Raw genomic sequence first — 25,792 nt, 5'->3', positions numbered from 1 at the left:
ACTCCGCCACGGTGCCCGGTCTGGGTGCCACGTACGGCCGCGGCGGGGCCACCGGGTTCCAGCAGGACCTGGTCAACGCCGACTGCATCGTCATCGAGGGCTCGAACATGGCCGAGTGCCATCCGGTCGGGTTCCAGTGGGTGATGGAGGCGAAGGCGCGCGGGGCGAAGGTCATCCACATCGACCCGCGCTTCACCCGCACGTCGGCGGTGTCCGACACCCACGTGCCGCTGCGCGCGGGCACCGACATCGCGTTCCTCGGCGGGCTGATCTCCTACGTGCTGGAGAACGAGCTCGACTTCCGCGACTACGTGCTGGCCTACACCAACGCCTCGTCGCTGGTCGGGGAGGACTTCGTCGACACCGAGGACCTCGACGGCCTCTTCTCCGGGTGGGACCAGGACTCGAAGAGCTACGACAAGACGTCGTGGCAGTTCGAGGGCGCCCACGAGCCGAGCGCCACCGGCACCGACGAGATCGACCCGCCGGCACCGCAGAAGGACTCGCTGGGCCAGCCGGTGACCGACCCGACCCTCCAGCACCCGCGCAGCGTCTACCAGGTGATGAAGCGGCACTTCGCCCGCTACACCCCCGAGATGGTGGGCGACATCTGCGGCATCGAGCCCGAGGTGTTCCTCGACGTCGCCCGCGCGGTGACGGCGAACTCCGGCCGCGACCGCACCACCGCCTGGGTGTACTCGGTCGGCTGGACCCACCACACCGTCGGCGTGCAGTACATCCGCACCGCCGGCATCCTGCAGGCGCTGCTGGGCAACATGGGCCGGCCCGGCGGCGGCATCCTCGCGCTGCGCGGGCACGCCTCGATCCAGGGCTCCACCGACATCCCGACGCTGTACAACCTGCTGCCGGGCTACCTGCCGATGCCGCACGCCGAGGAGCACGCCACCCTCGACGACTTCTGCAAGGTCGGCGACGAGATGGTCGGGTTCTGGGGCGGCACCCGGGCCTACATGGTCAGCCTGCTCAAGGCCTGGTTCGGCGACGCCGCGACGGCCGAGAACGACTGGTGCTACGACCTGCTGCCCAAGATCAACGGTGACCACGGTTCGTACCGCCAGGTCGCCGACATGATCCAGGGCAAGATCCCCGGCTACTTCCTGGTCGGCGAGAACCCTGCGGTCGGGCACGCCAACGGCAAGATGCAGCGCCTGGGCCTGGCCAACCTCGACTGGCTCGTCGTCCGCGACCTGCAGATGATCGAGTCGGCCACCTTCTGGCAGACCGCGCCCGAGATCGCCACCGGCGAGCTGGTCACCGACCAGATCGGCACCGAGGTCTTCTTCATGCCGGCGGCCACGCACACGGAGAAGGAAGGCACCTTCACCAACACCCAGCGCGTGCTGCAGTGGCACCGCCAGGCGATCGAGCCGCCGGACGACGCCCGCAGCGACCTGTGGTTCTACTTCCACCTGGGCCGCATCCTGCGCGACCGGCTGCGCGACTCGACCGACCCGCGCGACCGCGGTCTGCAGGCGCTGACCTGGGACTACCCGACGCACGGCCCGTTGGTCGAGCCGTCGGCCGAGGCGGTGCTGCGCGAGATCAACGGCGTGGGCCCGGACGGCAAGGCGCTCTCGAGCTACACCGAGCTCAAGGACGACGGGACGACGACGGCCGGCTGCTGGATCTACACCGGCGTCTACGCCGACGAGGTCAACCAGTCCGACCGCCGCAAGCCCGGGCGCGAGCAGAACTGGGTGGCCCCGGAGTGGGGCTGGGCGTGGCCGGCCAACCGCCGCACGCTCTACAACCGCGCCTCGGCCGACCCCGAGGGCAAGCCGTGGAGCGAGCGCAAGGCCTACGTCTGGTGGGACGAGGACGCCCAGAGGTGGACGGGTCACGACGTCCCGGACTTCGAGGCGACCAAGCCGCCGTCCTACCGTCCCGAGCCCGGGGCGAAGGGCGCGGCCGGCATCAGCGGCGCCGACGCGTTCATCATGCAGAACGACGGGAAGGCCTGGCTGTACGCGCCGTCGGGCCTGGCCGACGGGCCGCTGCCGACGCACTACGAGCCCGACGAGTCACCGATGCCGAACCTGCTCTACCGGCAGCAGGCGAACCCGGGGCGTGAGGTCATCGAGGCGGCCTGGAACCGCAGCAACCCGCCGACCAGCGACGTCTACCCGTACGCGTTCACCACGTACCGGCTGACCGAGCACCACACGGCCGGTGGCATGAGCCGCACGCTGCCCTACCTGGCCGAGCTGCAGCCCGAGTTCTTCGTGGAGGTCAGCCCCCAGCTGGCGCACGAGCGCGGGCTGGAGAACGGCGGCTGGGCGACGCTGGTCAGCGCCCGCACGGCGATCGAGGCGCGGGTGCTGGTCACCGAGCGCATGCGGCCGCTGAAGGTGGGCGGCGGGCGGGTCGTGCACCAGATCGGCGTCCCGTACCACTGGGGCGAGCAGGGCATCTCCACCGGCGACAGCGGCAACGACCTGTTCGGCGTGGTGATGGACCCCAACGTGCACATCCAGGAGTCGAAGGTCGCCACCTGCGACATCCAGGCCGGTCGCCGTCCGCGGGGCCCGGCGCTGGTCGACCTGGTCGAGAGCTACCGGCAGCGGGCCGGCGTCAAGAGCGGCCGCGTGCCGGTCGGTGGCCGTTCGCCGGTCGAGGAGACGAACATGACCGGTGAGGACTCCGGCGCGGACACCACCCAGAGCGCACCGGACCACATCGCGGAGGGCACCTCGTGAGCCAGATCAGCTCCGCCAGCCCGGCCTTCACCGGCAACGACCCGGAGAACCGGCTGTTCGGGCCGCTGCCCGACGTCACCGGCGAGGCCGGCTACGAGCCCGACCACCCGGCGCGGGTCGGGTTCTTCACCGACACCAGCGTCTGCATCGGGTGCAAGGCCTGCGAGGTGGCCTGCAAGGAGTGGAACACGCTCCCGATGGACGACGCCGACGGCAACCGCGACGCCCTCGGCCTGTCGGGCATGAGCTACGACAACACCGGCATGCTCGGCGCGAACTCGTGGCGGCACGTGGCGTTCGTCGAGCAGTCGCGCTCGGTGGACCTCCCCATGCCCGCCATCGGGGCCCCGGCTGCGCCCGGCCAGGGGGTCGGGTCCGCCGGTGGGTGCGGCGGGTCCTGCGGGTCGGCCGAGACGCCGTCCCACGCGAACGCCGACGGCGTCACGATCGACCAGCACAGCGTGCTGAACGCGCAGGCGCTGTCCTCGTTCGACCCGCAGACGGCGCAGTCGGCGGACCGCGAGATCCGCTGGCTGATGTCCAGCGACGTCTGCAAGCACTGCACGCACGCCGGTTGCCTCGACGTCTGCCCGACCGGGGCGCTGTTCCGCACCGAGTTCGGCACCGTCGTGGTGCAGGACGACATCTGCAACGGCTGCGGCTACTGCGTGCCGGCCTGCCCGTACGGCGTGATCGACCAACGCAAGGACGACGGCCGGGTCTTCAAGTGCACGATGTGCTACGACCGGCTCACCGACGGTCTGCAGCCCGCGTGCGCCACCGCCTGCCCCACGCAGTCGATCCAGTTCGGCGACCTCGACGAGCTGCAGGCCCGCGCGGACGCGCGGCTGGCGACGCTCACCGAGCAGGGTGTGACCACTGCCCGGCTCTACGGCCGGGACACCGACGACGGCGTGGGCGGCGCGGGGGCGTTCTTCCTGCTGCTCGACGAGCCGGAGGTCTACGGGCTGCCGCCGGACCCGGTGGTCACCACCCGTGACCTGCCCTCCATGTGGCGGCACGCCGCGGGTGCCGCGGCGATGCTGGTCGGCGTGGCGCTCTCCGGCTTCCTGGGGCGGCGGCGATGACCCCCCGGCACGCGAGCGAGCCCGGCGACGGCGGCGCGCCGGCCGAGGGCGCCGGACCCGACCGGGCGGCGCAGGCCCCGGTCGCCCAGCCCGACCCCGAGGTCGCGCAGGCGCGGACCCCCGAGATGGGGCGCACCGGTGTGCCCAGCGAGGACGTCGACGCCCCGCTCGACCACCGGCCCGGCGTCTCGGGCGTGGCCACCCCCGGTGGTGGCTGGCGCAAGGCCGACGGACCCTCGGCGTCCGGGCGCGAGAAGCGCAAGCGGAGGGGACGCCGCGGAGGTGCCCGCGACGGCGACCCGACCGTGGGCGATGCGGACTTCCAGAGCTACTACGGCCGGCAGATCGTGAAGTCGGCGGTGTGGAAGACCCCCGATGTACCGCTCTACCTGTTCCTCGGCGGTGCGGCGGGGTCGTCGGCGGTGCTGGGGGCCGGCGCCGAGTTCACCGGCCGCCCCGCCCTCGCCCGTGCTGCGCACCTGGTCGCCGGTGGTGGCGCGATCGCCAGCGTCGGTTTCCTGATCCACGACCTGGGTCGGCCCGAGCGGTTCCTGCACATGCTGCGGGTGTTCAAGCCGACCTCGCCGTTGAGCGTGGGCTCCTACATCCTGTCGCCGTTCAGCACGGCGGCCGGGGGAGCGGCTGCCCTCACCCTGCTCTCCGGAGTGCCCGCCGTGCGCCGGTCGCGTGGCTGGTTCCCGCGGCTGGTGCGCTCGGCGGGCCTGCGCCGGACGGCGAGCGTGGGCGCGGCGGCCTTCGGTGGGCCGATGGCGGCCTACACCGCGGTGCTGCTGGCCAACACCGCGACGCCGAGCTGGCACGAGCCGGGCAACCAGCTGCCGTTCGTGTTCACCGGTTCGGCGCTGGCCGCCGGTGGCGGGCTCTGCATGGCGTTCACCCCCGTGGACCAGGCCGGGCCGGCGCGCTCGGCCGCGGTGGTCGGCGCCGCGGTCGAGCTGGCCGCGATGCACAAGGTGGAGCACGACCACGGCATCGTCAGCGAGCCCTTCCACATCGGCCGGGCCGGGAAGCTGCTGCGCGCGGCACGGGCCTGCACCTCCGCCGGGGCCGTCGGCGCCGCGCTGGTGGGTGGCCGCCGCTGGGGCGCCGTCGCCAGCGGTGCGCTGCTGGCCGCGGGCTCGCTGCTGACCCGCTTCGGGGTCTTCGACGCGGGCATGGCGTCGTCCAAGGACCCGAAGTACGTGGTGATCCCGCAGCGCGAACGCCTCGCCGCCCGCGCCGCCGCCGACAGCTCGCCGAAGGACGCCTGACCGGTTGTCCACAGGCCGGGTGGACGCGTTTGCGACCCCCGGAGTCACGGTGGCACGGTGCCCGGCGTGACCACGAACCGCGTGCCCTACGGCGAGACCGGCAAGGCGGTGCAGGCCGCCCGCCCGCCGGCCGGGCTCGGGCCGTCGTCCCGCGTCTTCCTCCGAGGCCTGGGGCAGCTCCGGGCACCGTTGCCGGTGCTGGTCGCCGGGGTGTTGATGACCGTGCCGGTGCTCGCGCTGGCCGTCGCCTCGGTGGCCGTCGTGCTGCCCGGGTTCTCGGCCGGGTTCTGGCAGGGGCTGTTCTCGTGCCTGCTCGGGATCATCCTGTTCACCCTCGCTGGCCTGGGGTGGCGCGGGGTCAAGCGCACCGTGCACCTGGGCTCCTACGACGACGGGTTCTTCCTCGCCCGCCTGTCGCTCATCGGGCTCGTGGTCGTGGGGGTGGCGGCCATCGCGCTCGTCGCGCAGGGCGAGGAGATGCCGTGGACGATGGCCCTCGTGCCGGCGGGGGTCGCCTTCCTGTGGCTCCCGTGGGTGCTGCTGCAGAACGACGCGGCGCGGGCCTGGCCCCAGCAGGTCGAGCTGCGCCGCGGCGTGCGGGTCGCCGATGCCGAGCAGGCCGCCTGCCTCCCGGGGGTCCGCGTCCACACCTGCGGCGCCTTCGGGTACGCCTACCCGGCGCAGCCCCCCGAGGTGGTCCCGGTGCACGACCGGCACGGGTCGGGGTGGCGGGTGCGCTACACCTGTGGTGCGTGCGGTGAACCGGCCGAGCAGCTGGGTGCGGCGCTGCGGGAGGGGGAGACGCCGGAGCTGGGCGGCTCCGACCTGTGGTGGCTGGGCGAACAGGCCGACCAGGTGTGCCAGTCGGCCCCCACCGAGGTCGACGGTCGCCTGGTGGTGCGCCCGGTGTCCCCTGCGGCCCTCGACGACGAGCCGCTCGTCTGGTGCGTGCGGGCTCTGCGCGGGGGTGTGCGCGTGACCCAGCAGCTGCTGGCGCTGGTGCCCGAGGGAGCCGACAAGGTGCCCGGGATGCGCACCGCCGGCCGCACCGTGCCCGTCGACCAGGTCACCCGGGCGTTCCGGCGCGACACCCTCGAGCAGGCACTGTCCCGTCGTCAGGGGTGGCTGGCCAGCTTCGAGGCAGAGGTGCGACGCCGGGCCGGTGCCGTGCCGCCCGTGGGAGCATGACCGGCGCGACCTGGGAGGAACCATGTCCTACGACTCGGTGCGGATCGACCCCGACGCTGCTGCCGCCGCGTTGCAGGCCTGGCAGGCGTCGGCGGCCCAGCTGCGGCAGACCGTGATGCAGTGCTCCGGCGCGATCGAGGCCGCCGAGGGGGCGCAGCCGTGGGGTGGCGACTCCAGCGGGCGGGAGTTCGGGACGACCTACCTCGAGGGGGCCGAGCCGTCGCGCGGGGCGGTGTCCTCGTTGGCCGGACAGTTCGAGGAGGTCGGCCAGCAGGTGGAGACCGCCGTTCAGGCGTCGCTGGCCTCCGACGGCGAGCAGGCCTCCTCCCTGGCGTCCACGCAGGGCACCCTCGACTCGCTGTGACCGCTGCCCGTGGGTGAGCCGTTCGACCCCTCGCAGTTCGCGGCGGTCTGGGCGGCCGCGGCGCGGGCCGGCGACGACGCGACCCGGTTGGCCCTGCTGCGGGGCGCCGACCTGGCCCTGCCGTTGCCGCCGGACGACCCGCCGACCTGGCCGGTGACCCAGCACGACGGCCGCACCTGGGTGACGGCGTGGACCGCGCCCGACCTGCTGCCCGACCCGGCGGCGCCCTGGTGGCGCAGCTCGTTCGTCGACCTGGTGCACGGCTGGCCCGACCTGCGCTGGGGGCTGGCCGTGGGCGCCGGCACCGAGCACCCGCTGCTGGTGGAGCCCGGTGCGCTGGTGCGCCTGGTGGTCCCCGACCTCGTCGACGAGCTGGCTGCCGACCCCGGGCACGCGGTGTGGGTGCAGCAGCTGGTACCGCTCGACCGGCTGGGTCCGCTGCTCTCCGGTGGCCGAGGCCGGGTGAGCGGGGTCGTGCACCGGTGCGACGACCTCGCCCACATCGGGGCGCCCACGGTGCTGCTGCGTGCGCTGGGCCGGGCCGACGAGGAGCGCGACCTCATCCCGGACGACGGCTCGCTGCACGTGCTGCGCTGGCCGGTGTTCGCCGCCGAGCTGTACCGGGTGGCCCGCGGTGGCCGCGACGCCGAGCAGCGCGACGCGGTGGGTGGCTGGCTGGTCGAGCCCCCGCCGTTCCGGGGGACGGGGCTGGCGGCGGGCGCGGTGCCGGTGCGCGAGCACCGCGTGGACGACGTCGCGCTGCCGCACGGCGCCGCCGTGGTGGAGGTCGACGTGCGCGGACGGGAGCAGGAGCGGGCCCGCTGGGACGCCGTGCGCGAGGTCTGGCAGCTGGTCACCACGGGGGCGGCGTCGTGAGCTGGGTGGCGCGGTGGCGGGGCGAGGAGCTGGCTGCCGCGCCCGAGCTGCGGGTCGACGGCTGGTGGGTGTGGCTGTCGGTCCCCGCGGTGCGGGAGGGATTCGAGCTGCTGACCGAGGACGGGCCGTGGGTGCGCACCGTGCCGGTCGCCGAGTGCGAGGCGGTGCTGCACCGCCGCACGGTCGCGCGCTGGCGCGGGGTCGCGTGCGTGGTGGTCGGCGAGCGCCCCGACGGCTACCTGCTGCAGGACGCCGGTGGTGACGCGGCGGCGGCCGGCGAGCTGGGGTTCGAGCGGGTGGACGTCGGGGTGCGGCGGCGCTGGGTGCCCCGCGGTGAGGTCGAGCAGCTCGAGGTGGAGGAGCGGGGCGTCACGGGCTGACCGCGGCTGCGTGGTGTCGGCGTGCGTCCTCCCACTCGGCGCGACGTCGTGCGCGGTCGGCAGCGCGGACCTCCGCCGGGGTGGGCGCGGTCGCCTCGGCAGCGGTGCGCCCGCCCAGCTCGTGGGCGGTGTCCGGGGCGGTGCGTCGAGCACCCCGCTCCCGGGATCCACCGATCGGTGGTCGACCTCCTCGGGCGGGCGACTCCGCAGCAACCGGCCGAGCGTGCCCGCCGGACCGGTGCTCGCCAGGTGCACGGTTGGTCCTGCCGCCCAGGGGACCCGATGCGTTCGGAGTCCCGAGGGCCGCCGGGGCCTGACGGCTCAGGCGCGGATCGGCGGGAGCGGGCGGGGTGGTGACCGAGCCGGGGAGCGCGACGGTGCCGGTCGTGCGGGCTGATCGCAGGGCCATCGGGACCGACGGGTCGACGTCGGCTCCGTGGTGGGCGCCGGGCCGCGCCGGGCTGCTCGGCCGCGGGGGGTCCTGGCGATGTCTGCTCTGCCGCCGGGGCTGGCCGCGGGCGGGTGGGGGCGGGGGCGAGGGTGGTGCTGCGTCGGCAGGACCGGGGCGACCGAGGACGTGTGGGGTCGTAGGCGCAGCTGACCGGTTCGTGCCGGATGGGCCACCAGGAGGTCGGGTGCCGGGCAGAGCGGGCCCGCCGGCGCGCGGGCGGGTGGACCCGGGCAGGGCCGGCGGAGGCGGCGGCGCGGTCGGCGAGGACGGCGCGGACGTGGTCGATCGGCCCGGCAGACGAGGAGGCGGTGGCGGGGTGGCTCCGGGCCGCAGGCCGGGAGCGCCGGGCGGCTGCGGAGCGCCGGGGGCCCCGACCGGGGGCGACGCACTCGCGGCCGGCAACGCGGCCCGACCAGGGAGACCAGGTGGGGTCGCGCCCGGCATGCCAGGCGCACGCTGGATCGGGGCCGAGCCGGGGGAGCGCGAGCCCACCGCGCTGGGGGACCCGGGGGCTCCGGGCACCGTCGGCATCGCGGGGGCGCGCCGACCGGCGAGGGCAGGCGCTCCGGCCCAGCCAGCGGCGACCAGCGACGACAAGGTGGTGCCGGCGGGAAGGCGGGGGCCCGCAGGCGCAGGTGATGGCCCGCGCACGGCACCCCGAACCGGTGCCGGCGTCGGTACCGGGGAAGTGGGCACCAGAGGGACTGCGGCGACCGCCGCGGAGGGAGCCGTCGGTAGGTCGGGCGCGGACGGGGCACCTGGTCGGGGGAAGGCGACGGATGCCCCGGGATCACCGGGCATGGAGGGCATGGAAGGCATGGAAGGCATGGATGGTGACCAGTGCCCGGTCACCATCGCCTGCAGTGCCCTGTCGGCCGGGACGGCGGCGTCGGTGGGCCCGCGGTAGATGGGCCCCCGTTCGGACAACGAGACTGCCGCCTCGGCGAACCGGTTCGCGAGTGGGTTCACCACCTCGTCGAGGGTTCGTCGGGTGTGCTCCTCCACGTTGTCCTCGAGGCTTGCATCGATCACGAGGCCAGAGACCACGTCGGTGAGCGCGTCCCCCTCCGGGTCGGCGCTGAAGCCGGAGGAGGCGTCCGCACGCGCCGTGATGGCGTCGGCCGCCTGGGTGAAGTCGTCCCAGATCCACTGCATGCGCAGCTTCTTGCTGGCGACGACCACTGCGAGGTCGTACAGCTCGCTCGCACGGTTCGCGGCTACGTCGGACCACCGGTCCACCGAGGCAGCGGCGGCTTCCCCCCGTTCGGCGAACACGGTGGCGGCGTCGGACTGCCACGACGCCGCGAGGCCGGTCAGGGATCCGCGCAGAGCCCTGGCCTCGGCGTCCAGCGAAGCGCCCAGGTTCTGCCAGGCCACTGCGGCGTCACGCATGCCCTCGGTGTCCTCGAGCATGACGAGCGGGTAGATCTCGGTGATCTTCAACAGCCGGAAATCCTGGCCCTCGACCTCTGGACGAGCACCGCTCTCGCCGTCCGTGCGTGCTGTGGGCATGTCAGCCGTTCGCCCCGAGTGCACGGTCGAGGTCCGCCGCCTGCTGGGCGTGCGACTCCTCGGCCGTCTGCTCCAGAACCGGATCCGGCTCGGCATCGGGGTCCAACGGGACCACCGACACCGCCTCGCTGTTGCCGTGCTCGTCGACCCGGACGACGAAGGGGGTGTTGAACTGGTCGGACAGCCGATCCGCGGCCCGCTCGGCCTCGGCGTACCCGGCCCTGGGGTCGTAACGGCCCTCGGCCGCCTGGCCGGACTGCCCGATGCTCTCGAAGTGCGCGGCGACCTCGTCGGTTGCCCGTGAGTACTGGTCGTGCCGGGATCCGGGCTCGGGACGACGCCCGGCATCGGCCTGGTTGAGGAAGCGCTGTTCCTCGTGGTCGGCTGGTCGACCCGCGGAACCGGCGTCGAGCTGGTTCAGGTACCGCTGCTGCTCGGCGTTCGCTGCGGACGCCGTGGTCTGCGCAGCTCGCTCCTCGGCGCGCCGCGACGAGATGCTGGCCTGGCCCGGAGGAGGTGCGAAGGCGGCACCGACCGTGGCCATCTGGTCGGCCTGGTCGGCGTCGGAGTACCGGTACCGCTCGGCGACGGTCGCGGAGACGTAGCTCAGAGCGAGGAGGCCGTCGCGGACGTCGTCCAGGAACTGCCCGGTGATGAACTGGGAGTCGGCGTAGCTCGACGCTGCGGACCGGGACTCCACCATGCCGCTGCCGCCGAGGTTCGCCCCGGACGTGGTCATGCGCGCCGTCGCGGAGGACTGCCCGAAAGCGTTCGACCGCTCGAAGAGGCGGTGGGAGAACTCCAGGAGTGCGTCGGCGTCGACCCGCGTGCCGTCCGTCATGCGTCCTCCTCCTTCGCTGCTGGTGCCTCGGGTTCGCCGAGCCTAGGGGGCCCGGACGACATCCCCAAGCTGCGGACCGGTGCCTGTGGACAACTACGTACGCGCAGCTCAGGCGGCATGTCCACCCGGTGACGGGGATCCGGACCCGGGCAGCACCGGTTACGGTGGCGCCCCACCGACCTCAGCCCTCCTGAGAGGAGCAGTGCCGTGACCGCGCCCGACCGCAGTGAGCTCGACGGCTTCCGCGCCTACTCCGAGCAGCTGCAGGTCAAGCTCGGCAAGCTGGTCGAGCAGGGGCCCGAGCTCGCACGCCGCGCCCGTGCGGTGCAGGCGACGGAGACCTCGCCCGACGGCCTCGTGTCGGTGACGGTCGGCCCGCAGGGCCGCGTCGTCCGGCTCGACCTGGACCCGCGCATCTACCGCAACCAGGACGCCCGGGCGCTGGCCGACCTCATCACCGAGACCATCGAGCACGCCGTGTGGACGGCGGAGGACCGCGTCGTCGAGATCATGTCCGAGGTCGCCGACGGCGAGCAGGTGCGGGCGATGCTGAACGGCGACGACGAGCAGGTCGCCTCGATCGTCGACGACCAGCTCCGCGGCCGCCGCTGACGCCGTGGTCCGCCGGAGCAGGTGATGGAGCACCCCGACGACGTCGTCAACCCCTTCATGTGGCTGGGCGCCGACGGTGACGGCATTTGGAACGACCTGCTGTCGATGATCTTCGCCGGGTCGGCCTGGCCCGAGGGCAGCGAGACGGCGGTCTGGGAGCTGTCCCAGGAGTGGATCGACCTGGCCGACGGCCTGGGCGCGGCGTCCGAGGGGCTGCAGGCAGCAGCGGCCGACCTCCTCGCTGCCTGGGACGCCCCGGCTGCGGAGGGGTTCGACGACCTGGCCCGCAAGCTGCTCGGGTCGCCGGAGTTCGGCTTGCCCGGCCACATCCAGAACGCGGTGGCCATCGCGCAGCAGACCAGCGGGTTCGGGGTCGAGCTGCAGTACGCGAAGGTGTCGGTCAACGTGGCCGTCGCGGTGGCCGCGATGGCGGCGGTCATCGCGGTCGTCATGGCCTGGGCCGGGGGACTGTCCTTGGCGGGGCTCGGGCCCATCGCGAGCACGGCCCGGCAGGCGGTCATCGCTGCGCTGGACAAGCTGGCCGAGGCCGCCGGCCGCAAGGCGCTCGTGGAGGGGGTGCGCCGCGCCGTCACCGAGCAGACGGTCGCGCTCGCCGGCCGGGTCGCGGCGCACTCGACCGGGCGGCACCTCGCGTACGAGATCGCCGAGGAGGTGCTCGAGGAGCTCGTCATCGACGTCACCACCCAGGCGTGGCAGATGGCCGACGGCAGCCGCACCGACTGGAACGTGCTCTCGACGGTGCAGGCCGGCCTGGGGGGCGGGTTCGGCGGAGCGGCCGGTGCCGGGCTGGTCGCGCCGGTGTTCGCCCGCCTGCGCCGGTCACCACGGGTCAGCGCCGTCGCCGGTCTGGGCGCCGACGGGGGACGGCTGGCCCGCACCGGCAACTTCGGGATCCGGCACACGGGTGGGCTCGCCGCCACCGCGGGCACCAACGCGGTCGCGTCACCGGCCGGTGGCATCGCGGCGAGCCTGCTGACCGGGCAGGGGTTCCCGGCGCTCGACGGGTCCGTCTTCGGGATGGCGGCCCTGGGCGCGATGGGCCGGTACGGCACGGTCAGCCCGACCAACCCGGCCGTGCTCTACGCCGCCGTGCACCCGGTCCAGACCCTGGCCCAGGTGCACGTCGACGCGTTGGCCGGGCACCTGGCGCAGCAGGGCACGACGACCGCTGCGGGGGCCGCGTCCGCCGCGGGGACGACGTCCGTGACGACGACGCCCGGCACGGACGTCCACGGGAGGACGTCACCAGCGCGCGGCGTGACCGGCACCGCACCGTCGAGCACGGCACCGTCGTCGACCCCCGCGACCGGGCGGATGACGGCTGCGGCGGCCACCGGGGGCAGTTCCACCACGGCGGGGACGACGACCGGTTCTCCGCTCGCCGCCCAGCCGGCCGCTGCCACCGCGTCCCCGACCACCACGACGTCGCCGCCCGCAGCCCCGGCCGTGGCAGCTCCGGTCTCCTCCGCTCCGGTCTCCTCCGCCCCGGTCTCCTTCGCCCCGGTCGCGGCCACTCCGGTCGGGTCGAGTGCGGCGGCCGGTCCGGCGTCGGCGTCCGTGGCCCCCGCACCGTCGTCCTCCTCGCCGTCCTCGATCCAGTCGCCCGCGAGCCAGTCGGCCTCGCCCGGATCGTCGACGGGCTCGGCGTCGTCGTCCTCGTCGGGTCAGACGCAGGGGAGCGCGCACGCGTCCCCGACCGAGCGCGGGGCGGGGGCGACGGGAGCCGGCCTGGCCCCCGCCGACGCGCACTCGACCACCGAGGAGCCAGGAGCTGCCGGGTCGACGTCCCCCGCGGCGCAGTCGTCCGCCCCGGTCGATACCGCACCCGTCGCGGCCCAGGGAAGCCCGGTGGGGGCTGCTCCCACCTCAGCCCCGGCCGCGTCGGCGCAGGCCACGTCGGCGCAGGCGTCGGCGGCAGCAGCTCAGGCCGAGGGCCCGACGACGAGCGCGGCCCCGACGGGCACCCCCCGGCCGGGTTCGGTGACGGCCGACGCGGAGTCGACGTCCGGTCCGGCGACCGCGGCACCGACCGGGAAACCGTCCGACCCCGCAGCGGAGGCGGGGACCTCGGTCGACCCGGCGGCAGAGGTGACGCCGACGGAGACCGTCGCGGTGGCGCCCGCTCGCGCCGACCGGATCGAGGCGTCGCTCGACCGGCTGGCGGCTGACCTCACGGCGATCGCGGCGACGGGCGGTGGCGGCCCGGTCAGCCGGTCCGACGTCGAGCAGGCCTTGCTGCACCAGTCGGCGCAGACCGAGTCGCAACGGACGTCGCGGGTCCGAGCCCGCGAGTACGCGCTGCGCGAGATCGCCGGCCGCAAAGCAGCCCGCGTCGCGGCACCGACCGGGGGCGGCGCGAGGATCAGGACCGACACGGAGAGTTCGGGGTCGGCGCAGCGGGCCGGGATGACGTCCGGCGAGGGAAGGACGAACGATGACGGTGCCGGTGCGCTTCACCGTGGCCAGGACGTTCCAGCTCACGGGGATGGGGCCGACGGCCGTGGGGATCCTGGAGGAGGGCGACGTCCCGGTGACGGGGACGACGCTGCACGTCGAGGCGAACGGGACGCCGGTCCGCATCCGCTCCTTCGATCTGCACACCCGTCAGACACCAGCGGGGGTGCAAGTCGGGCTGTTCCTGCACCCGGAGGACGCCTCGATGGTGAGCCCGGGCTCGGTTCTGGTGAGCCCACCGGCGTAACGGCCGGTCCGGGGTCCGACTCCGGTGTCCCGCAGACCGGGCCGACGTCCGCTCCCGAAAACGGTGCAGGAGACCCGCCCGTCCCTCCGCCCACGCCGGAGCAGGAGCTGTACGACGGCATGCCGGAGCCGCTGCGGCGGTACCTGATGGAGGCGGTGGCGCACGGCCAGGTGTGGGCTGACCTGGTGCAGGACCAGATGGTGGATGTCTTCGCCCGGCTGCAGGAGCAGGGGCTGCCCGCGCCCGAGGCCGTGGGACTGGTCAACGCGGTCAAGAGCCTGGAGTCGGCAGCCAGGAAGATCCAGCCGTCGATCCAGGGTGGTTCGACCTTCGCCGCGTCGATCTGGTCGATGGACGACCTCGTGCGGTTCTCGCTGCAGATCGACCCCGACCGCTACGGCGAATCCGTGCTGGAGGCGCTGCGGGCCTTCCGGGCACTCGGATGGGCTGCTCCTGAGGACCCGGGTCCCGGCGAGACCCACGACGACTGGCGCAACACCTGGGCCATCGGCAACCGGCACCACGGACTGCTGGTCGTGATGACGCACGCCACGACAGGCCAGCGGGTGGAGATGCAGTTCCCGACCCCGCAGTCCTGGGCCGTCGGCAAGCGGACCCATGACTTCTACGAGACCCTGCGCTTCACGAAGGGCGACCCGTTCGAACGGGTGGTTGCGCTCGGCAGGATCCTGGACATCGTCCGAGCCGAAGGGGTAGAGGCGCATCTCCCTGCAGGTCTGGACCTACTCGGGCCGGTGAAAGCCAATGGGCCGACACAGATCTTCAAGAAGGAACCTCGCCTTGCCGCGGCATTCCTGGCCACCGCGGAAAGCAAATTCGGGTCCGTAGCCGCGGCCTTGATGCGAGCGAAGGTCTCGGCTGAGACCGCACAGCACATAGCTGACGCCCTGGGCGCTCAGACGACACCCGCCACGTCGGCACCGAAGGAGAGCAACGATGACGGACCCGAATCACCCGGGGTGGCCTCTGTGGGAACGGACCCGGCAGAAGGACCGGGCCATGTGGGAGAGGTTCCGGGTGATGGACCAGCGCGCCGGGCTTCCGACGGCCTCATACCAGGAGCTTCCAGACGACCCGGGACCGGAGCGTCTGGACATGCTGGTGCAGCTGGAGGCCGAACAACGGGAAGAAGAGAAGGTCTTCACCTATCGGATAGCGACCTGGCGGAAGCTGGGGACCAAGCAGATCCTGGCCAGCCACTGGGTGGTGGACGGGGGGCAGGAGACGATCTTGTTCGACGTACCGAGCCACACCTGGATCTGGGACCCGGTGAGCGCGAGCGAGATCGCGCACCAGGCGGACGAGGACCCGTACGTGCTGCTGGAGCCGGCCACGCGGGAGCAGGCGGAGGAACTGGCCCGGTTGAAGGGGACGACGCTGCCGAGCCCGGAACGCCTGCTGGAGATGTGCCGCAACCAGGAGGGCCGGGAGCTGGGCATGTCGGCGACCTCGGAGGACCGGGCGAGGTTGCGCAACCGCCAGCGCTGACCGGGCCGCTCGCCGTCGGGGCGGACGGCGGTGCCGCATGGCAGCACGTCCTCGCCGAGGCGGACCCCGCCGTCCTGTGGGAGGGCGCGGACGGCGTCCTGCCCGGACAGGTGCTCCTGCTGGCCGACGGGTCCTCGGTGCGGGTCAACACCGGCCTGAACCCCTGGGCGCGTACGGACCCCGATCGGCCCCTGCAGATGTGGACCGTGGGCGCGTTCCACCTCGACGACGGACCTCTGACCCCGGCGACCTCGAGGTTCCTCGGTGACCTGCTCATGGCCCTGACCGACCCCGATGTCGGGCAGGCGGGGCCTTCATCCCATTGGTTGGCGCAGCGGGCCACGCTCGACCCGGGCACGCACGAGATCGCCGCGCCCGGGCTCGCCCGGCGTCGCGTGGACGGTGCACCGACGCTCGTCTGGGATGCGGCCCAGGGGTGGGTCGACGCCCGACGGGCCGGCGCTCTGGCTCGGGTGAAGGGTGAGGAGCTCATCCCCGCGGAGGCGTTCGCCAGCTGGGTCAACGAGCCCAGCGCCGTGCAGCTGGTCGACGGTTCCGTCGAGACGCTCGCTCGGCTCCGGGCGACCGAGCAGGACGAGAAGCTGCAGACGGCTCCGGGGACCGAGGAGCACGCCGCCGCCGTGGAGGCACGGGCTCGGCGACGGGCTGAGTTGCGACGGCAGGCCGAGAAGTGGATGACGGACGCCGTCGCACCGGCAGTGGCCCAGTTCGTGGACCAGGGGGTGCAGCCACTGGCCGAGTCGAACGGGCGTGTGCTGGTCGAGCTCGACCACGGCGACCTCGCCGTGGTCACGGTCTCCGTGGCTGAGAACGACGCGCTGGCCGGCAGTCGACCCGGGTTGCAACAGGCGGGGACGACGTCCGACATCGGGCAGCTGCGCAACGAGCTGGCTGCGTACCCGGCCTACAAGGGGGCCGTCGACTCACTGACCAAAGCACTCCAGCAGGGCGCCGTCCGGCAGTTCCGAGTGCAGGGCGTGCTCGCGGACGACGGCTTCGTCGGCATGCGGGTGACGGAGTTCGAGGTGGCCCGACCGGCGCACGACGAACCCGGCGTGCTGCGCACCGACGTCGAACCGCAACGGCACATCGATCCCGGGTTCTGGACACGGGAGGCCATGAGGAGAGCGGTGGCCGGGTGGACCCCCTCGTCGGTGAGCGAGGCCGTCGAGAACGCCCTGCGGTGGCTGCCGTTCGTGAACCCGCACCACGCCCGCTTCCCCGTGGCCCGGTGGACGCCGTGGAGCAACAACTGCGGCGACTGCTCCCGTGCGGTGGCCGACCTGCTGCACGGAAGGGATGCGCGGGCCGCGTTCGGCGACAACGGCGGGCGCGTGCTCGATGACCACGTCATCTGGGGAACCGATCCGGGTGAGCTCAACGAGATGTGGCGCTGGGCCGGGATCCAGCCCGGATGGCACTGGTGGGGGCTGGAGTCCGCCACGTTCTCCACCGACTTCACCGACGACGCCGATGCACGCATCGGCGCGGCGCTGGCCTCGCTCCCCGAGGGCACGGTGGCGATCGTGCTGCTCGGCTGGGCCGACCCCACGGGTCACTGGGACGGCGGGCACTGGTTCAACGCGGCCGTCACCGAGGACGGCGTCGAGTGGATCGACGGCCAGACCGCCGACCACCACGCCTGGCCGCCGCCGTACACCACTCCCTACAGCGGCTACTCCGTCATCACCCGCGCCCAGGGCTCAGACGTCTGGGTGGACCTGTTCCTGGACGGCGGTCAGGTCGGCGGCGGGCCAGGATCGGGCGGGGCTGCATCGGCCGTCGAGTCCGGTGGACGCCGTTCGCGGGATGTGAGCCTGCTCGTCGACTACCTGCACCGGAACGGCCGAACGGGGGCGCCGCTGCTGACCTTCGACCTGGATGCGGGGCAGTTGGACGAGGGGGGTGACCCAGCAGTCGCCGCTTCTCTGTCGGCGCGTGCTCTGTCTGCTGCGCTTGCCGATGCGGTCGTGGCGATGGCCGCAGGATCGGTGGGCAACGTGCGTGCCGTCGCCCGGCAGGTATCCCCCGCAGCTGCAGCCCTCGTCTCGCCCGACGGAGAGGTCACGGTGAGCACCTCGATGAGGACAGCGGGCGCCGCAGAACATGCACGTGAGCCGGACCTGCACCCGGTGATGGCCGCTGCGCTCGACCGGATCGATCCCGAGCACCGCGGGCCCGGGCATGGTCGCTGCGCCGAGGTCGCGGTGCTCTCGGATGCTCTGTGGCAGTTCGAGGCGGACGCGGTCAACCAGGCGCAGTGGGCTGATGCGGAGTCGCTGCGGCTCGCTGCCGTGGCCCACGTGGCTCGGTCGACGATCTCGGTCAGCCGGCTGGTGGTCGATCACCGCCGTGCTGAGGACGTGCGGTTCCGTTTCGAGGACTTCCCGCCGTGCTCCACGTGTGAGCACTTGGTCGGGCCCGGTTCGGTCTTCGGCGCAGCGATCGTGCCGTCGAGGGTGGCCCCGCTCGAGCAGCCTGTCGCCGACTGGGTTCCCGTCGAGCGAAGGGTTCACCCTGGCTCGGTCGTCCAGCGGGATGCGCCCGTCGAGACGGGCGGGCGTGAGCGGCCGATCGAGGCGTGGCCCCCGACTGCGTTCTCCCGCGGTCCTCCAGGGACGTCGGCACCCGCCGACCTGTACGGAGGGATGCTCGCGGACGAGCGACGGACGGTTGATGCCATCACGCGATCGGTGGCGCTCAAGGCCGTCGAACTCGGGATACCCGTACCGACGCCATCCGATGTGCGCCAGGCGTTGCGGCACCTGGCGGCAGACGACCACCTGCTCGTCGACTGGGCGTCGGTGGCGCGGGCCCTCGGATCGGGGCACACCGGTTCGATCGGCGAGCTGGGTGACGAGCACGTCCGCCGTGCTCGGTTCGCCCTGGACCCCGAGATCATCGCGGCCCTCTCGCGCCTGGTGAGCGGCCGCGGGGTGCGGGACAGCGACGTGACCTTGGTGATGCACGAGGTGGTCGAGTCCGCTCTCCGTGCGTCTCACCCGGCAACCCCGCACCGTCTGCTGCACGCCGCAGCGAACGCGGAGTTCGACTGGGAACGCGTGATGGCTCGCGAGGACGTGGACCCCGCCGATGGCCGGACGCCGACGGCGAGCCCCCAACCGACCGACGCATCCTTCGCGGCCCGCATCACCAACGCGACGGGGGACTGGCCCGAGGAGGACGACGAACTCCGGCCGAGCTCGACCAGGGTCGAGAACTGGGCGGACGGCGCCGGATCGACGTCCATGACGACCGTCCCCGTCGACTCCCCGGGGGGTGAGCGGAGGTGGGTGGCAGCCCGGTGGGTCGAGACCAGCCGGGACCAGCGAGACGTGCTCGTGCTGGCCGAGCTCCCGGGCCATCCGTTCTGGTGGAGCACCCCCGAGGCCCTGACCCAGCTCATCGATCGGGCACGCGAAGCCCTGCACCCGGATCCCGACCGGTGGGCCACCATGATCGTCCTGGGAGAACGGATCGACCGCCTCGGCCGTCGGGTGATGGCCCAGCTGGCAGTGAGTCCCACCAACGGTGGGGGAGTGGAGGCGACAGGAGAGGTCCGGGTGCTCCCGCCCGCCGAGGTGCTGCTTGCCCGCAGCGCCTTGCGTCTGGACCCCGGTCAGTCGACCGGCTGCGGTGGGGCCCCCGTTGCGTAGTTGATGATCATCTCGTCCACTGTGCGGCCGACGACGTACTGGTCGATCTCACCGGCGAGCACGACTCCCGAGATGCCCGGCCCGTCCTCGAGCACCACCACCAAGCCCTCGACCCGCTGTCGTCGGTCCTCGGCGACGGGGAAGAGGACGGATCCGGCCCAGTGGGCCAGACTGGCTGCCTCTCGCCAACGGACGTCAGGAGTCGGGTGCGGGAAGAACTCGAGGTCGCAGACCCCCTCGGAGTGCAACCGGAGCCCGCCGAACTCCACCAGGGCTCTCCGAGCGGCGTCGTGCAGTCGGACGTCGTCGTCGGGGACGCGAGCGGCAGCCCACGCCGTGATCTCGGCCTCGGGGAGCACTCGGCCGGGGAACCATCCGGCGTCCTCGAGCACCGCGACCGCGACGGGCGGGAAACGATCGGTGGGCGCAGCCGAACCGATCCGGTCAGCGATCTCATCGACCGGCCAGTTGGGCCAACGGTGCGCCTGGGCCACCCTTGCGTGCTCGAACAGGTGGATCCGCCTACCGGGACCGCGGACGGACTCCTCGCCCCGGTGGTTCGTGATCCAGAGCAGCCATCCGTCGGCCACCTGTCGCAGTCCGGCATGGACCGCCGGGAGCGAACCCAGGAGCTCATCCGGTACAGCCGTTCCCAGGACCTCGGACCGGATGAGGTCCTTCTCCCGTCCTGCGGCCGCAGCTCGGAAGCGGAGCGCACGACGGGCGAGCTCCGCCCGGGCCTCGTCCTCGCTGATCATGCGTGCATCCTGCCCGACTCCCGGCCCCGGTCCAGAACCCTGTGGAACGTGGGCTGGCGTCGACGGACTCGAGAACCGGCCGTGCCCGGATCTGGGTGATCGGGGGTGCCCCAGCCACGGATGACCGAGGCGCTCCTCCATCGACCGTCGGACACCGGGTGAGGGAAGAACTCGACGTCCCGCCCAGCGGCGGCGCCGATGCGCAGTCCGCCGAACTCACGAAGGGTCGACCTCGCTCCACCGTGCACCACCACGCCGTCCACGCCAGGTCGTGCGGCGATCAATGCGTCCACCTCCTGCATCCAGGATGCGGCGACCGGGGAACCAGCCTGCTTCCTCCAGGTGAGCGCGCACCACGGCCGAGAACCGCTGCTGAGAGCTGTCCGTCCGGAGCCGGTCTGCGATGTCGGAGATGGGCCACGCGGGGCACACGGCATGAACCCGCCCCCGGCCGTCGTCGACCTACGGCGACCCCGTCGTGCAGGCTGCTCTTCGCCAGGACGGGTCACGCCCCTGCTGCCCGTCGACGGTCCGGTGCAGGTGGGATGCGTGGGGCGACGCGGCGGCGCTTCCGCGGTAGCAGCGTTCCGTAGTCAGTCCATGACGCTACGGTTCCGAAGCTGATCCGTGTACGGGTCGTCGGGACGCAGGCAGGGGTCGGGGTGGGTAGAGACGTTCGGGACGTGCTGCTGCGCGGGTGGTGGCTGCTGGTCATCGGGCTGCTGACCGGGCTGGCGGTGTCCGTCGTCGCGGGCCTGCTGCTCGGCTCGACGGGTGCCGATCTCGTGGTCACCGCCGGGGCTGGCCTGCTCGCCGGCAACGCCGGGGGAGTGGTGGCGGCCGTCGTCGGCATGCGGGGTGCGCCGTCGAGCCGTGCCGAGATGCCGGCTGCCGCCCAGGTCCCCTGACCGGCGTCGTCGTCGATTCGTGCACCTCCGTCGCGCTCCGGGCTGGGGTGACGGTGGCGCCGTCCGAACCTGCCTGGGAGGCCGGGCCCGCCTTCGCGCGAAAGGGTGACGGTGCGGGCGGGTGGATGAGGCCAGGGGCTGATTCCCGACAGTGACGGAACAAGTTCGGCGAGTCACTCAAGCAACAGCACCGCCGGGCCGATCCTCCTCGTGCAGGTCTGCCAAGAGGAGGAACGCCATGCGCACGGACAAGGCATCACGGGTGCGTCGAGCCCTGCTCGCGGGGACGGCTGCGCTCGTGGCGGCCGTGGTCGTGCCGGTGGCCGCCATCGCCACCTCGTCCCCGGGCGACGAGGCCGCCCCCGTCCTGATCTCCGCCGACGACGCGCCCGGTACCGGCGCCGCCGCGTCGTCCGGTTCGGCACCCGGCACGTCGTCTGCGCCCGGCGAGACCGCCGGTGCGGTGGCCGACCCCTCCCGGCCCCCGGTGGCCGGGTCGGCGAGCCAGGGCAGCACGCCCACCGCCGCTCGTCCGACCACCGGCCGACCCTCGACGCCGGCCACGACGCAGCCCTCGACGGCACCCGGGTCCGCCCCTTCTGCCGCTGACCCGACGGCGCCGCCCGCCGCCCTGCCCGCCCCGCCGGCCGTCCCGGTGGACGCTGACCCCCCGACCCAGGGCGCCGTCCGGCTCATCTCGCCCTACGACACCGGAGCCGTCGGCGACGGCGTCACCGACGACTCGCTCGCGCTGCAGGCCGCATTCGACCTGGCCGGTGACGGCGACGTCGTCATGCTCCCGGCCGGTGCGACGTTCGCGCACAGCCGCGTCCTCACCGTCCGCCGGGGCGGCATGACCCTGACCGGCGGTGGCACCCTCCGCGCGACCAGGGAGGCGACGTCGTCGCTGACCGTCTCCGCGCCGGGGGTGACCGTCAGCGGGATCACGCTCACCGTCGCCTCCACCACCCGTCGGTGGGACGCCTACGAGCAGCAGCGCCTCCGGCTGGACGGCGCAACCGGTGCCGTCGTCCGGAACGTCGTCGTCGACGGGTCGGCCGCCGCCGGCGTGTACGTGGGTGGCGGCACCTCGGGCTTCGTGCTGGACCGGGTGACGGTCATGAACACCCGCGCCGACGGCATCCACATCACCCAGGGCTCGCACGACGGCCAGGTCGTGTCGCCGGTCGTCCGCAACGTCGGCGACGACGGCGTGGCCGTCGTGTCCTACCGTCAGGACGGCGTCCCCTGCGCCCGCATCGTGGTCACCTCGCCCTCGGTCGACGGCTCGACCGGTGGGCGCGGGCTGTCCGTCGTCGGCGGCACCGACGTGGACTTCACCGGCATCGACGTGCGCAACACCTACGGCGCCGGCGTCTACCTGGCCGCAGAGGGTGGCTGGGGCACCGCCGGCGTCGCCCGGGTCCGGGTCAGCGGCGGGGCGATCGTCAACGCCAACGCCGCCACGTCGATCGACCACGGCTCGGTGCTGGTCTACAACGGCACGCCCGACCAGCTGGTCTCCGACGTCACCCTGACCGGGCTGACCGTCAGCGGCTACCGCGCCTCGGTCAGCCGGGTGCTCGGGTTGATCGTGGACTCGGCGTCCTCCCCGGGGATCCGGAACGCCACGCTGAGCGGCATCGCCATCACCGGCGACGGACGGCCCGCGGCCCTGGTGAGCAACCAGTCCTCGACGACCTTCGCCGTGACCTCCGTCCTGCGCAACGGAGCGGGTCTCGTCCGGACCGGCGGGTACTTCCGCTAGACCGCCGTGGCAGGCTCGTGCGGTGACGACCCCGCCGCGTGTGACCCTGGTGCACGAACGCTTCACCGAGTTCGCCGGGTCCGAGGCCGTAGTCGAGCAGCTGGCCCGGGAGTGGCCGGCGGCCCCCGTGCTGGCCCCGATCGGCTTGCCCGGGGTCATGCCGCCCGACATCGAGCCCCGGGTCACCACGACCGCGCTCAGCCGGCTGCTGCGCGGGCGCACCTACGCGCACCTGCTGCCGGTGCTGCCCGCGGCGGTGCGCCGGTTGCCGGTCCCGCCGTCCGACGTCGTGGTCGCCTCCCACCACGCCTTCGCCAACCAGGTCGTGCACGCCACCGACGCCCCCGTCGTCTCCTACGTCCACTCCCCGGCCCGCTGGGCCTGGGACCCGGCGATGCGGGCCGGCGAGATCGGCGGGCGGGTCGGCGGCGCGGGGCTGGCCGCGTTCTCCGCCCTGTACCGCCCGGCCGACGTCCGGGCGGCCGCGCGCGTGCACACCCTGCTGGGCAACTCCACCGCCGTCGTCGCCCGCATCCGCGACTGGTGGCAGCAGCCGGCCACGGTCGTGCACCCGCCTGTCGACACCGAGAGCTACACCCCCGACCCCGACGTGCCGCGCGAGGAGTTCTTCTTGCTGGCCGGTCGGCTGGTCGCCTACAAGCGACCCGACCTGGCCGTGCGCGCCGCCGAGGCGGCCGGGGTCCCGCTGGTGGTCGCCGGCGAGGGCCGGGCCCGCAGCGAGCTCGAGGCGCTCGCCGGGCCGCACACCCGGTTCGTCGGACGGGTCGACGACGCCGAGCTGCGTCGGCTGTTCCGCAGCTGCACCGCACTGCTCATGCCCGGTGTCGAGGACTTCGGCATCGTCCCGGTCGAGGCCCAGGCCTGCGGCACCCCGGTCGTGGCGGTCGACGCCGGCGGAACCCAGGACACCGTCGTCCCGGGCGTGACCGGTGAGCTGGTGCCCCCGGTCGACGCCCGCGACGAGGTCGCCACCTGGGCCGCCGCCCTGCGCGACTTCGACCCGGCCCGCTACGACGCCACGGCGATCCGGCGGCACGCCGAGTCGTTCTCCCGGGCCGCTTTCCGCGACCGCATGCGCGAGGTCGTGGCCGAGGTGCTCGCCGGCTGAGCTCACCCGGCCGGGTCACGACGGGTGTCGGCGAGCGGTACGCCCGGTCTAGGTTCGCCGCACCCGGTCCGCCCGCTGCCGTCGGCAGGTCGAGCGACGGGGTGGAGGAGGACCTACGTGGACGAGCACCAGACCGCCCCGGCGACGCCCGGTGAGCTGCCCCCCCACCCGCACCTCACCGTGCCCCGCGAGGGCCTGCGCAGCTACCTCGCGCCCGGCACCGAACCCGCGCCGGCGGTCGGCGTCGGGTCGGTGGCCGGTGCGGTCCGGTCGCTCGTCGGTCCACGCCAGCGCGCCGCCGCCAAGGTGGTGGGCACCCGGCTGCTGGCCCGCCGCGCCACCCGCCGGCTCGCCGAGCTGCACGGCCGCGGGGACCGGTTGCTGCTCAACCTGGGCAGCGGCACCTACAACGCCGCGGGCTGGGTGAACATCGACCTGTGGGGGCTCCACGCGCTGTGGGGCGTGCACCCCGACGTCGTCTGGGACCTCCGCCGTCCGCTCCCGCTGCCCGACGGCTCGGTCGACGGGGTGTTCCTCGAGCACGTGCTGGAGCACCTGCCGGCGCCGGTGGGCCTGGCCGCGATGGACCAGGCGTTCCGGTTGCTGCGCCCCGGCGGCGTGCTGCGGGTCAGCGTGCCCGACTTCGGCCGCTACGCGGTCGACTACGCCGCCCGCCGCTCCGGCAACCAGGGGGCGGACCTGCTCAGCGTGGTGCGGCCGGGCCGACCCACCGACCTGCTGGCGTTGGCCGAGGTGGTCTACGACCACGGGCACGTGTCGATCTGGGACGCCGAGACCCTCACCGAGCTGCTGCGCGCCGCCGGGTTCGTCGAGGTGGCGGTGTCCACCTACGGCGCCGGCCGGGTCGACCCGTCACCGGACTCCCCGCACCGGCGGGACGAGAGCCTCTACGTCGAGGGTGTGCGTCCGGCCTGACCCCGGCGCACGGCGGCCACCGTCCCCTCGGCCACGTCGTCCCAGGTGCGGCGGTCGGCCCGGGCGGCGACGTCGGGACGGGGGCGGCCCAGGTGGTCCAGGACGGCGGTCGCCCAGGCGTCGACGTCCTCGGCCGGGAGGTGCTGGGCCCGCGCGCCGCTGACCTCCACCAGCGCCGCGTCGGTCGAGGTGACCAGCGGGGCGCCCAGGTCGAGCGCCTCGGCCGCCGGCAACCCGAAGCCCTCCGCGAGGCTGGGCGCCAGCACGACCGCGGCGTTCTCGTAGGCCCAGCGCAGGGTGCCGTCGTCGACGCCCTGGAGCTGCCGCAGGTGGCCCGACGCGACCAGCGGGTCGAAGTCTGGCCCGTAGGCCTCGGCGCCCCACGGCGGCGGACCGACCTGCACCAGCACCGCGTCGGGGCGCTGCGCCACGACCTGGCGCCAGGCGGTGATCACGGTCGGCAGGTTCTTCCGCGGCTGGGTGTCACCCACCACCAGCGCGAACGGCCGGCCCCCGAGCCCGTCGACCGGCCGGGGCGCGGCGGTCAGCAGCGTCGGGCTGGTGGCCAGGGGGACGGCGGTGCTGCGGGCAGCGGTGCGCGGGTCGAACGCGGTCAGCCGGTCGCGGGTGGCGCTGCTGACGCACACCAGGGTGTCCGCCCCCCGGATCGACCCGGCGTAGGGGAGCTGCAGCAGCGTGCGCTTGGCCGCCCCGAAGTCCTGAGGGCGGTCGACCAGCAGCATGTCGTGGATCGTGAGGACTCCGTGCGTGCGTCCGAGGCCGCGCGGCAGCAGGTGCTTGACGCCCTGCACGACGTCGTACCGGCCGCGCAGCCGCAGGCCCAGGGCGGCCCGCTCGTAGGCCGGGACGGCGGGCCCGGGCAGCGCGGGCAGCACCAGCAGCCGGTCGCGGGAACCGACCAGGTCGGTGAGGCCGTCGACGGCGTCGGGGGCGACCAGCAGGTGCAGGTCGACGTCGGGACGCCGATGCAGGGCGCGGGCCAGCTCCACGGTGTAGCGGACGATGCCGCCGCCGCGGGTGCTGCCCGGGACGTGGCCGGCCATGAGGAGCCACCGCATCGGACG

The 25,792-nt window shown here is 73.7% G+C and carries 16 protein-coding genes; 13 read left to right on the top strand and 3 right to left on the bottom strand.

Annotation, left to right across the window (positions count from 1 at the left end; all coding sequences use genetic code 11):
* Positions 1-11: 11 nt before the first annotated feature.
* The 7 genes from fdh (at position 12) to BLP29_RS04070 (ending at position 7,884) form a co-directional block, all read left to right on the top strand.
* Entirely contained in the window at positions 12-2,717 is a 2,706-nt protein-coding gene (fdh, locus tag BLP29_RS04100) for a formate dehydrogenase (protein ID WP_092799968.1), read from the top strand.
* Positions 2,714-3,805 carry a 4Fe-4S dicluster domain-containing protein gene (locus tag BLP29_RS04095; RefSeq protein ID WP_092799966.1) on the top strand — a complete coding sequence of 364 codons (1,092 nt, stop codon included), beginning with the start codon at positions 2,714-2,716 and terminating at the stop codon, positions 3,803-3,805. Before fdh ends, BLP29_RS04095 begins: the two co-directional genes overlap by 4 nt.
* Entirely contained in the window at positions 3,802-5,076 is a 1,275-nt protein-coding gene (nrfD, locus tag BLP29_RS04090; protein WP_243469677.1) for an NrfD/PsrC family molybdoenzyme membrane anchor subunit, read from the top strand. The genes BLP29_RS04095 and nrfD overlap by 4 nt, the downstream gene beginning before the upstream one ends.
* A 66-nt stretch (positions 5,077-5,142) precedes the next feature.
* Positions 5,143-6,264, top strand: a complete 1,122-nt coding sequence (locus BLP29_RS04085; RefSeq protein WP_133379015.1) for a hypothetical protein — start codon at positions 5,143-5,145, stop codon at positions 6,262-6,264.
* Positions 6,265-6,286: 22 nt separating this feature from the next.
* Positions 6,287-6,628 (top strand): hypothetical protein, encoded by a 342-nt coding sequence (locus BLP29_RS04080; RefSeq protein WP_133379013.1) that lies wholly within the window; start codon positions 6,287-6,289, stop codon positions 6,626-6,628.
* 9 nt (positions 6,629-6,637) lie between these two features.
* Positions 6,638-7,504 (top strand): hypothetical protein, encoded by an 867-nt coding sequence (locus tag BLP29_RS20920; protein ID WP_092799960.1) that lies wholly within the window; start codon positions 6,638-6,640, stop codon positions 7,502-7,504.
* Positions 7,501-7,884, top strand: a complete 384-nt coding sequence (locus tag BLP29_RS04070) for a hypothetical protein (RefSeq protein ID WP_092799958.1) — start codon at positions 7,501-7,503, stop codon at positions 7,882-7,884. The genes BLP29_RS20920 and BLP29_RS04070 overlap by 4 nt, the downstream gene beginning before the upstream one ends.
* Positions 7,885-9,848: 1,964 nt before the next feature.
* On the opposite strand, the gene BLP29_RS04060 is transcribed toward BLP29_RS04070, so the two are convergent.
* Entirely contained in the window at positions 9,849-10,688 is an 840-nt protein-coding gene (locus BLP29_RS04060; protein WP_092799954.1) for a hypothetical protein, read from the bottom strand.
* 207 nt (positions 10,689-10,895) lie between these two features.
* Between BLP29_RS04060 and BLP29_RS04055 the strand changes: the two genes are divergently transcribed.
* Positions 10,896-11,300: a YbaB/EbfC family nucleoid-associated protein gene (locus BLP29_RS04055; RefSeq protein WP_092799952.1), complete on the top strand. Its 405-nt coding sequence runs from the start codon at positions 10,896-10,898 to the stop codon at positions 11,298-11,300.
* 57 nt (positions 11,301-11,357) lie between these two features.
* On the top strand, positions 11,358-19,208 hold the full coding sequence (locus BLP29_RS20570) for a WXG100-like domain-containing protein (RefSeq protein ID WP_133379011.1): 7,851 nt from the start codon (positions 11,358-11,360) through the stop codon (positions 19,206-19,208).
* Here the strand turns inward: BLP29_RS20570 and BLP29_RS04025 are convergent.
* Positions 19,172-19,798, bottom strand: a complete 627-nt coding sequence (locus tag BLP29_RS04025; protein WP_165839268.1) for an SUKH-3 domain-containing protein — start codon at positions 19,796-19,798, stop codon at positions 19,172-19,174. The genes BLP29_RS20570 and BLP29_RS04025 overlap by 37 nt on opposite strands.
* 851 nt (positions 19,799-20,649) lie before the next feature.
* Between BLP29_RS04025 and BLP29_RS04020 the strand changes: the two genes are divergently transcribed.
* The 4 genes from BLP29_RS04020 (at position 20,650) to BLP29_RS04005 (ending at position 24,707) form a co-directional block, all read left to right on the top strand.
* A complete protein-coding gene (locus BLP29_RS04020; protein ID WP_092799938.1) occupies positions 20,650-20,874 on the top strand; it encodes a hypothetical protein in 225 nt (74 codons plus the stop codon).
* Between the two features lie 238 nt (positions 20,875-21,112).
* Positions 21,113-22,642 carry a glycosyl hydrolase family 28-related protein gene (locus BLP29_RS04015; protein ID WP_133379009.1) on the top strand — a complete coding sequence of 510 codons (1,530 nt, stop codon included), beginning with the start codon at positions 21,113-21,115 and terminating at the stop codon, positions 22,640-22,642.
* 22 nt (positions 22,643-22,664) lie between these two features.
* Positions 22,665-23,771, top strand: coding sequence for a glycosyltransferase (locus tag BLP29_RS04010; protein ID WP_243469676.1), 1,107 nt, complete (start codon positions 22,665-22,667; stop codon positions 23,769-23,771).
* A 117-nt stretch (positions 23,772-23,888) separates the two neighbouring features.
* Positions 23,889-24,707, top strand: coding sequence for a class I SAM-dependent methyltransferase (locus BLP29_RS04005; protein ID WP_092799932.1), 819 nt, complete (start codon positions 23,889-23,891; stop codon positions 24,705-24,707).
* Here BLP29_RS04005 and BLP29_RS04000 read toward each other — a convergent pair.
* Positions 24,680-25,786 (bottom strand): glycosyltransferase family 4 protein, encoded by a 1,107-nt coding sequence (locus BLP29_RS04000; RefSeq protein WP_092800808.1) that lies wholly within the window; start codon positions 25,784-25,786, stop codon positions 24,680-24,682. The two genes, BLP29_RS04005 and BLP29_RS04000, sit on opposite strands and share 28 nt — an antisense overlap.
* Positions 25,787-25,792: the final 6 nt, after the last annotated feature.

This window comes from Klenkia marina (assembly GCF_900101025.1).
GTDB lineage: Bacteria > Actinomycetota > Actinomycetes > Mycobacteriales > Geodermatophilaceae > Klenkia > Klenkia marina.
Note: the sequence above shows the minus strand (reverse complement) of the source record. Positions and strands in the feature narration are given on the sequence as shown.

What these genes read in the sequence shown, in the direction of transcription:
- nrfD (WP_243469677.1), top strand. Translation starts at nt 3,802, where the DNA reads ATGACCCCCCGGCACGCGAGCGAGCCCGGCGACGGCGGCGCGCCGGCC.
- BLP29_RS04080 (WP_133379013.1), top strand. Translation starts at nt 6,287, where the DNA reads ATGTCCTACGACTCGGTGCGGATCGACCCCGACGCTGCTGCCGCCGCG.
- BLP29_RS04060 (WP_092799954.1), bottom strand. Translation starts at nt 10,688, where the DNA reads ATGACGGACGGCACGCGGGTCGACGCCGACGCACTCCTGGAGTTCTCC.
- BLP29_RS20570 (WP_133379011.1), top strand. Translation starts at nt 11,358, where the DNA reads ATGTGGCTGGGCGCCGACGGTGACGGCATTTGGAACGACCTGCTGTCG.
- BLP29_RS04015 (WP_133379009.1), top strand. Translation starts at nt 21,113, where the DNA reads ATGCGCACGGACAAGGCATCACGGGTGCGTCGAGCCCTGCTCGCGGGG.
- BLP29_RS04000 (WP_092800808.1), bottom strand. Translation starts at nt 25,786, where the DNA reads ATGCGGTGGCTCCTCATGGCCGGCCACGTCCCGGGCAGCACCCGCGGC.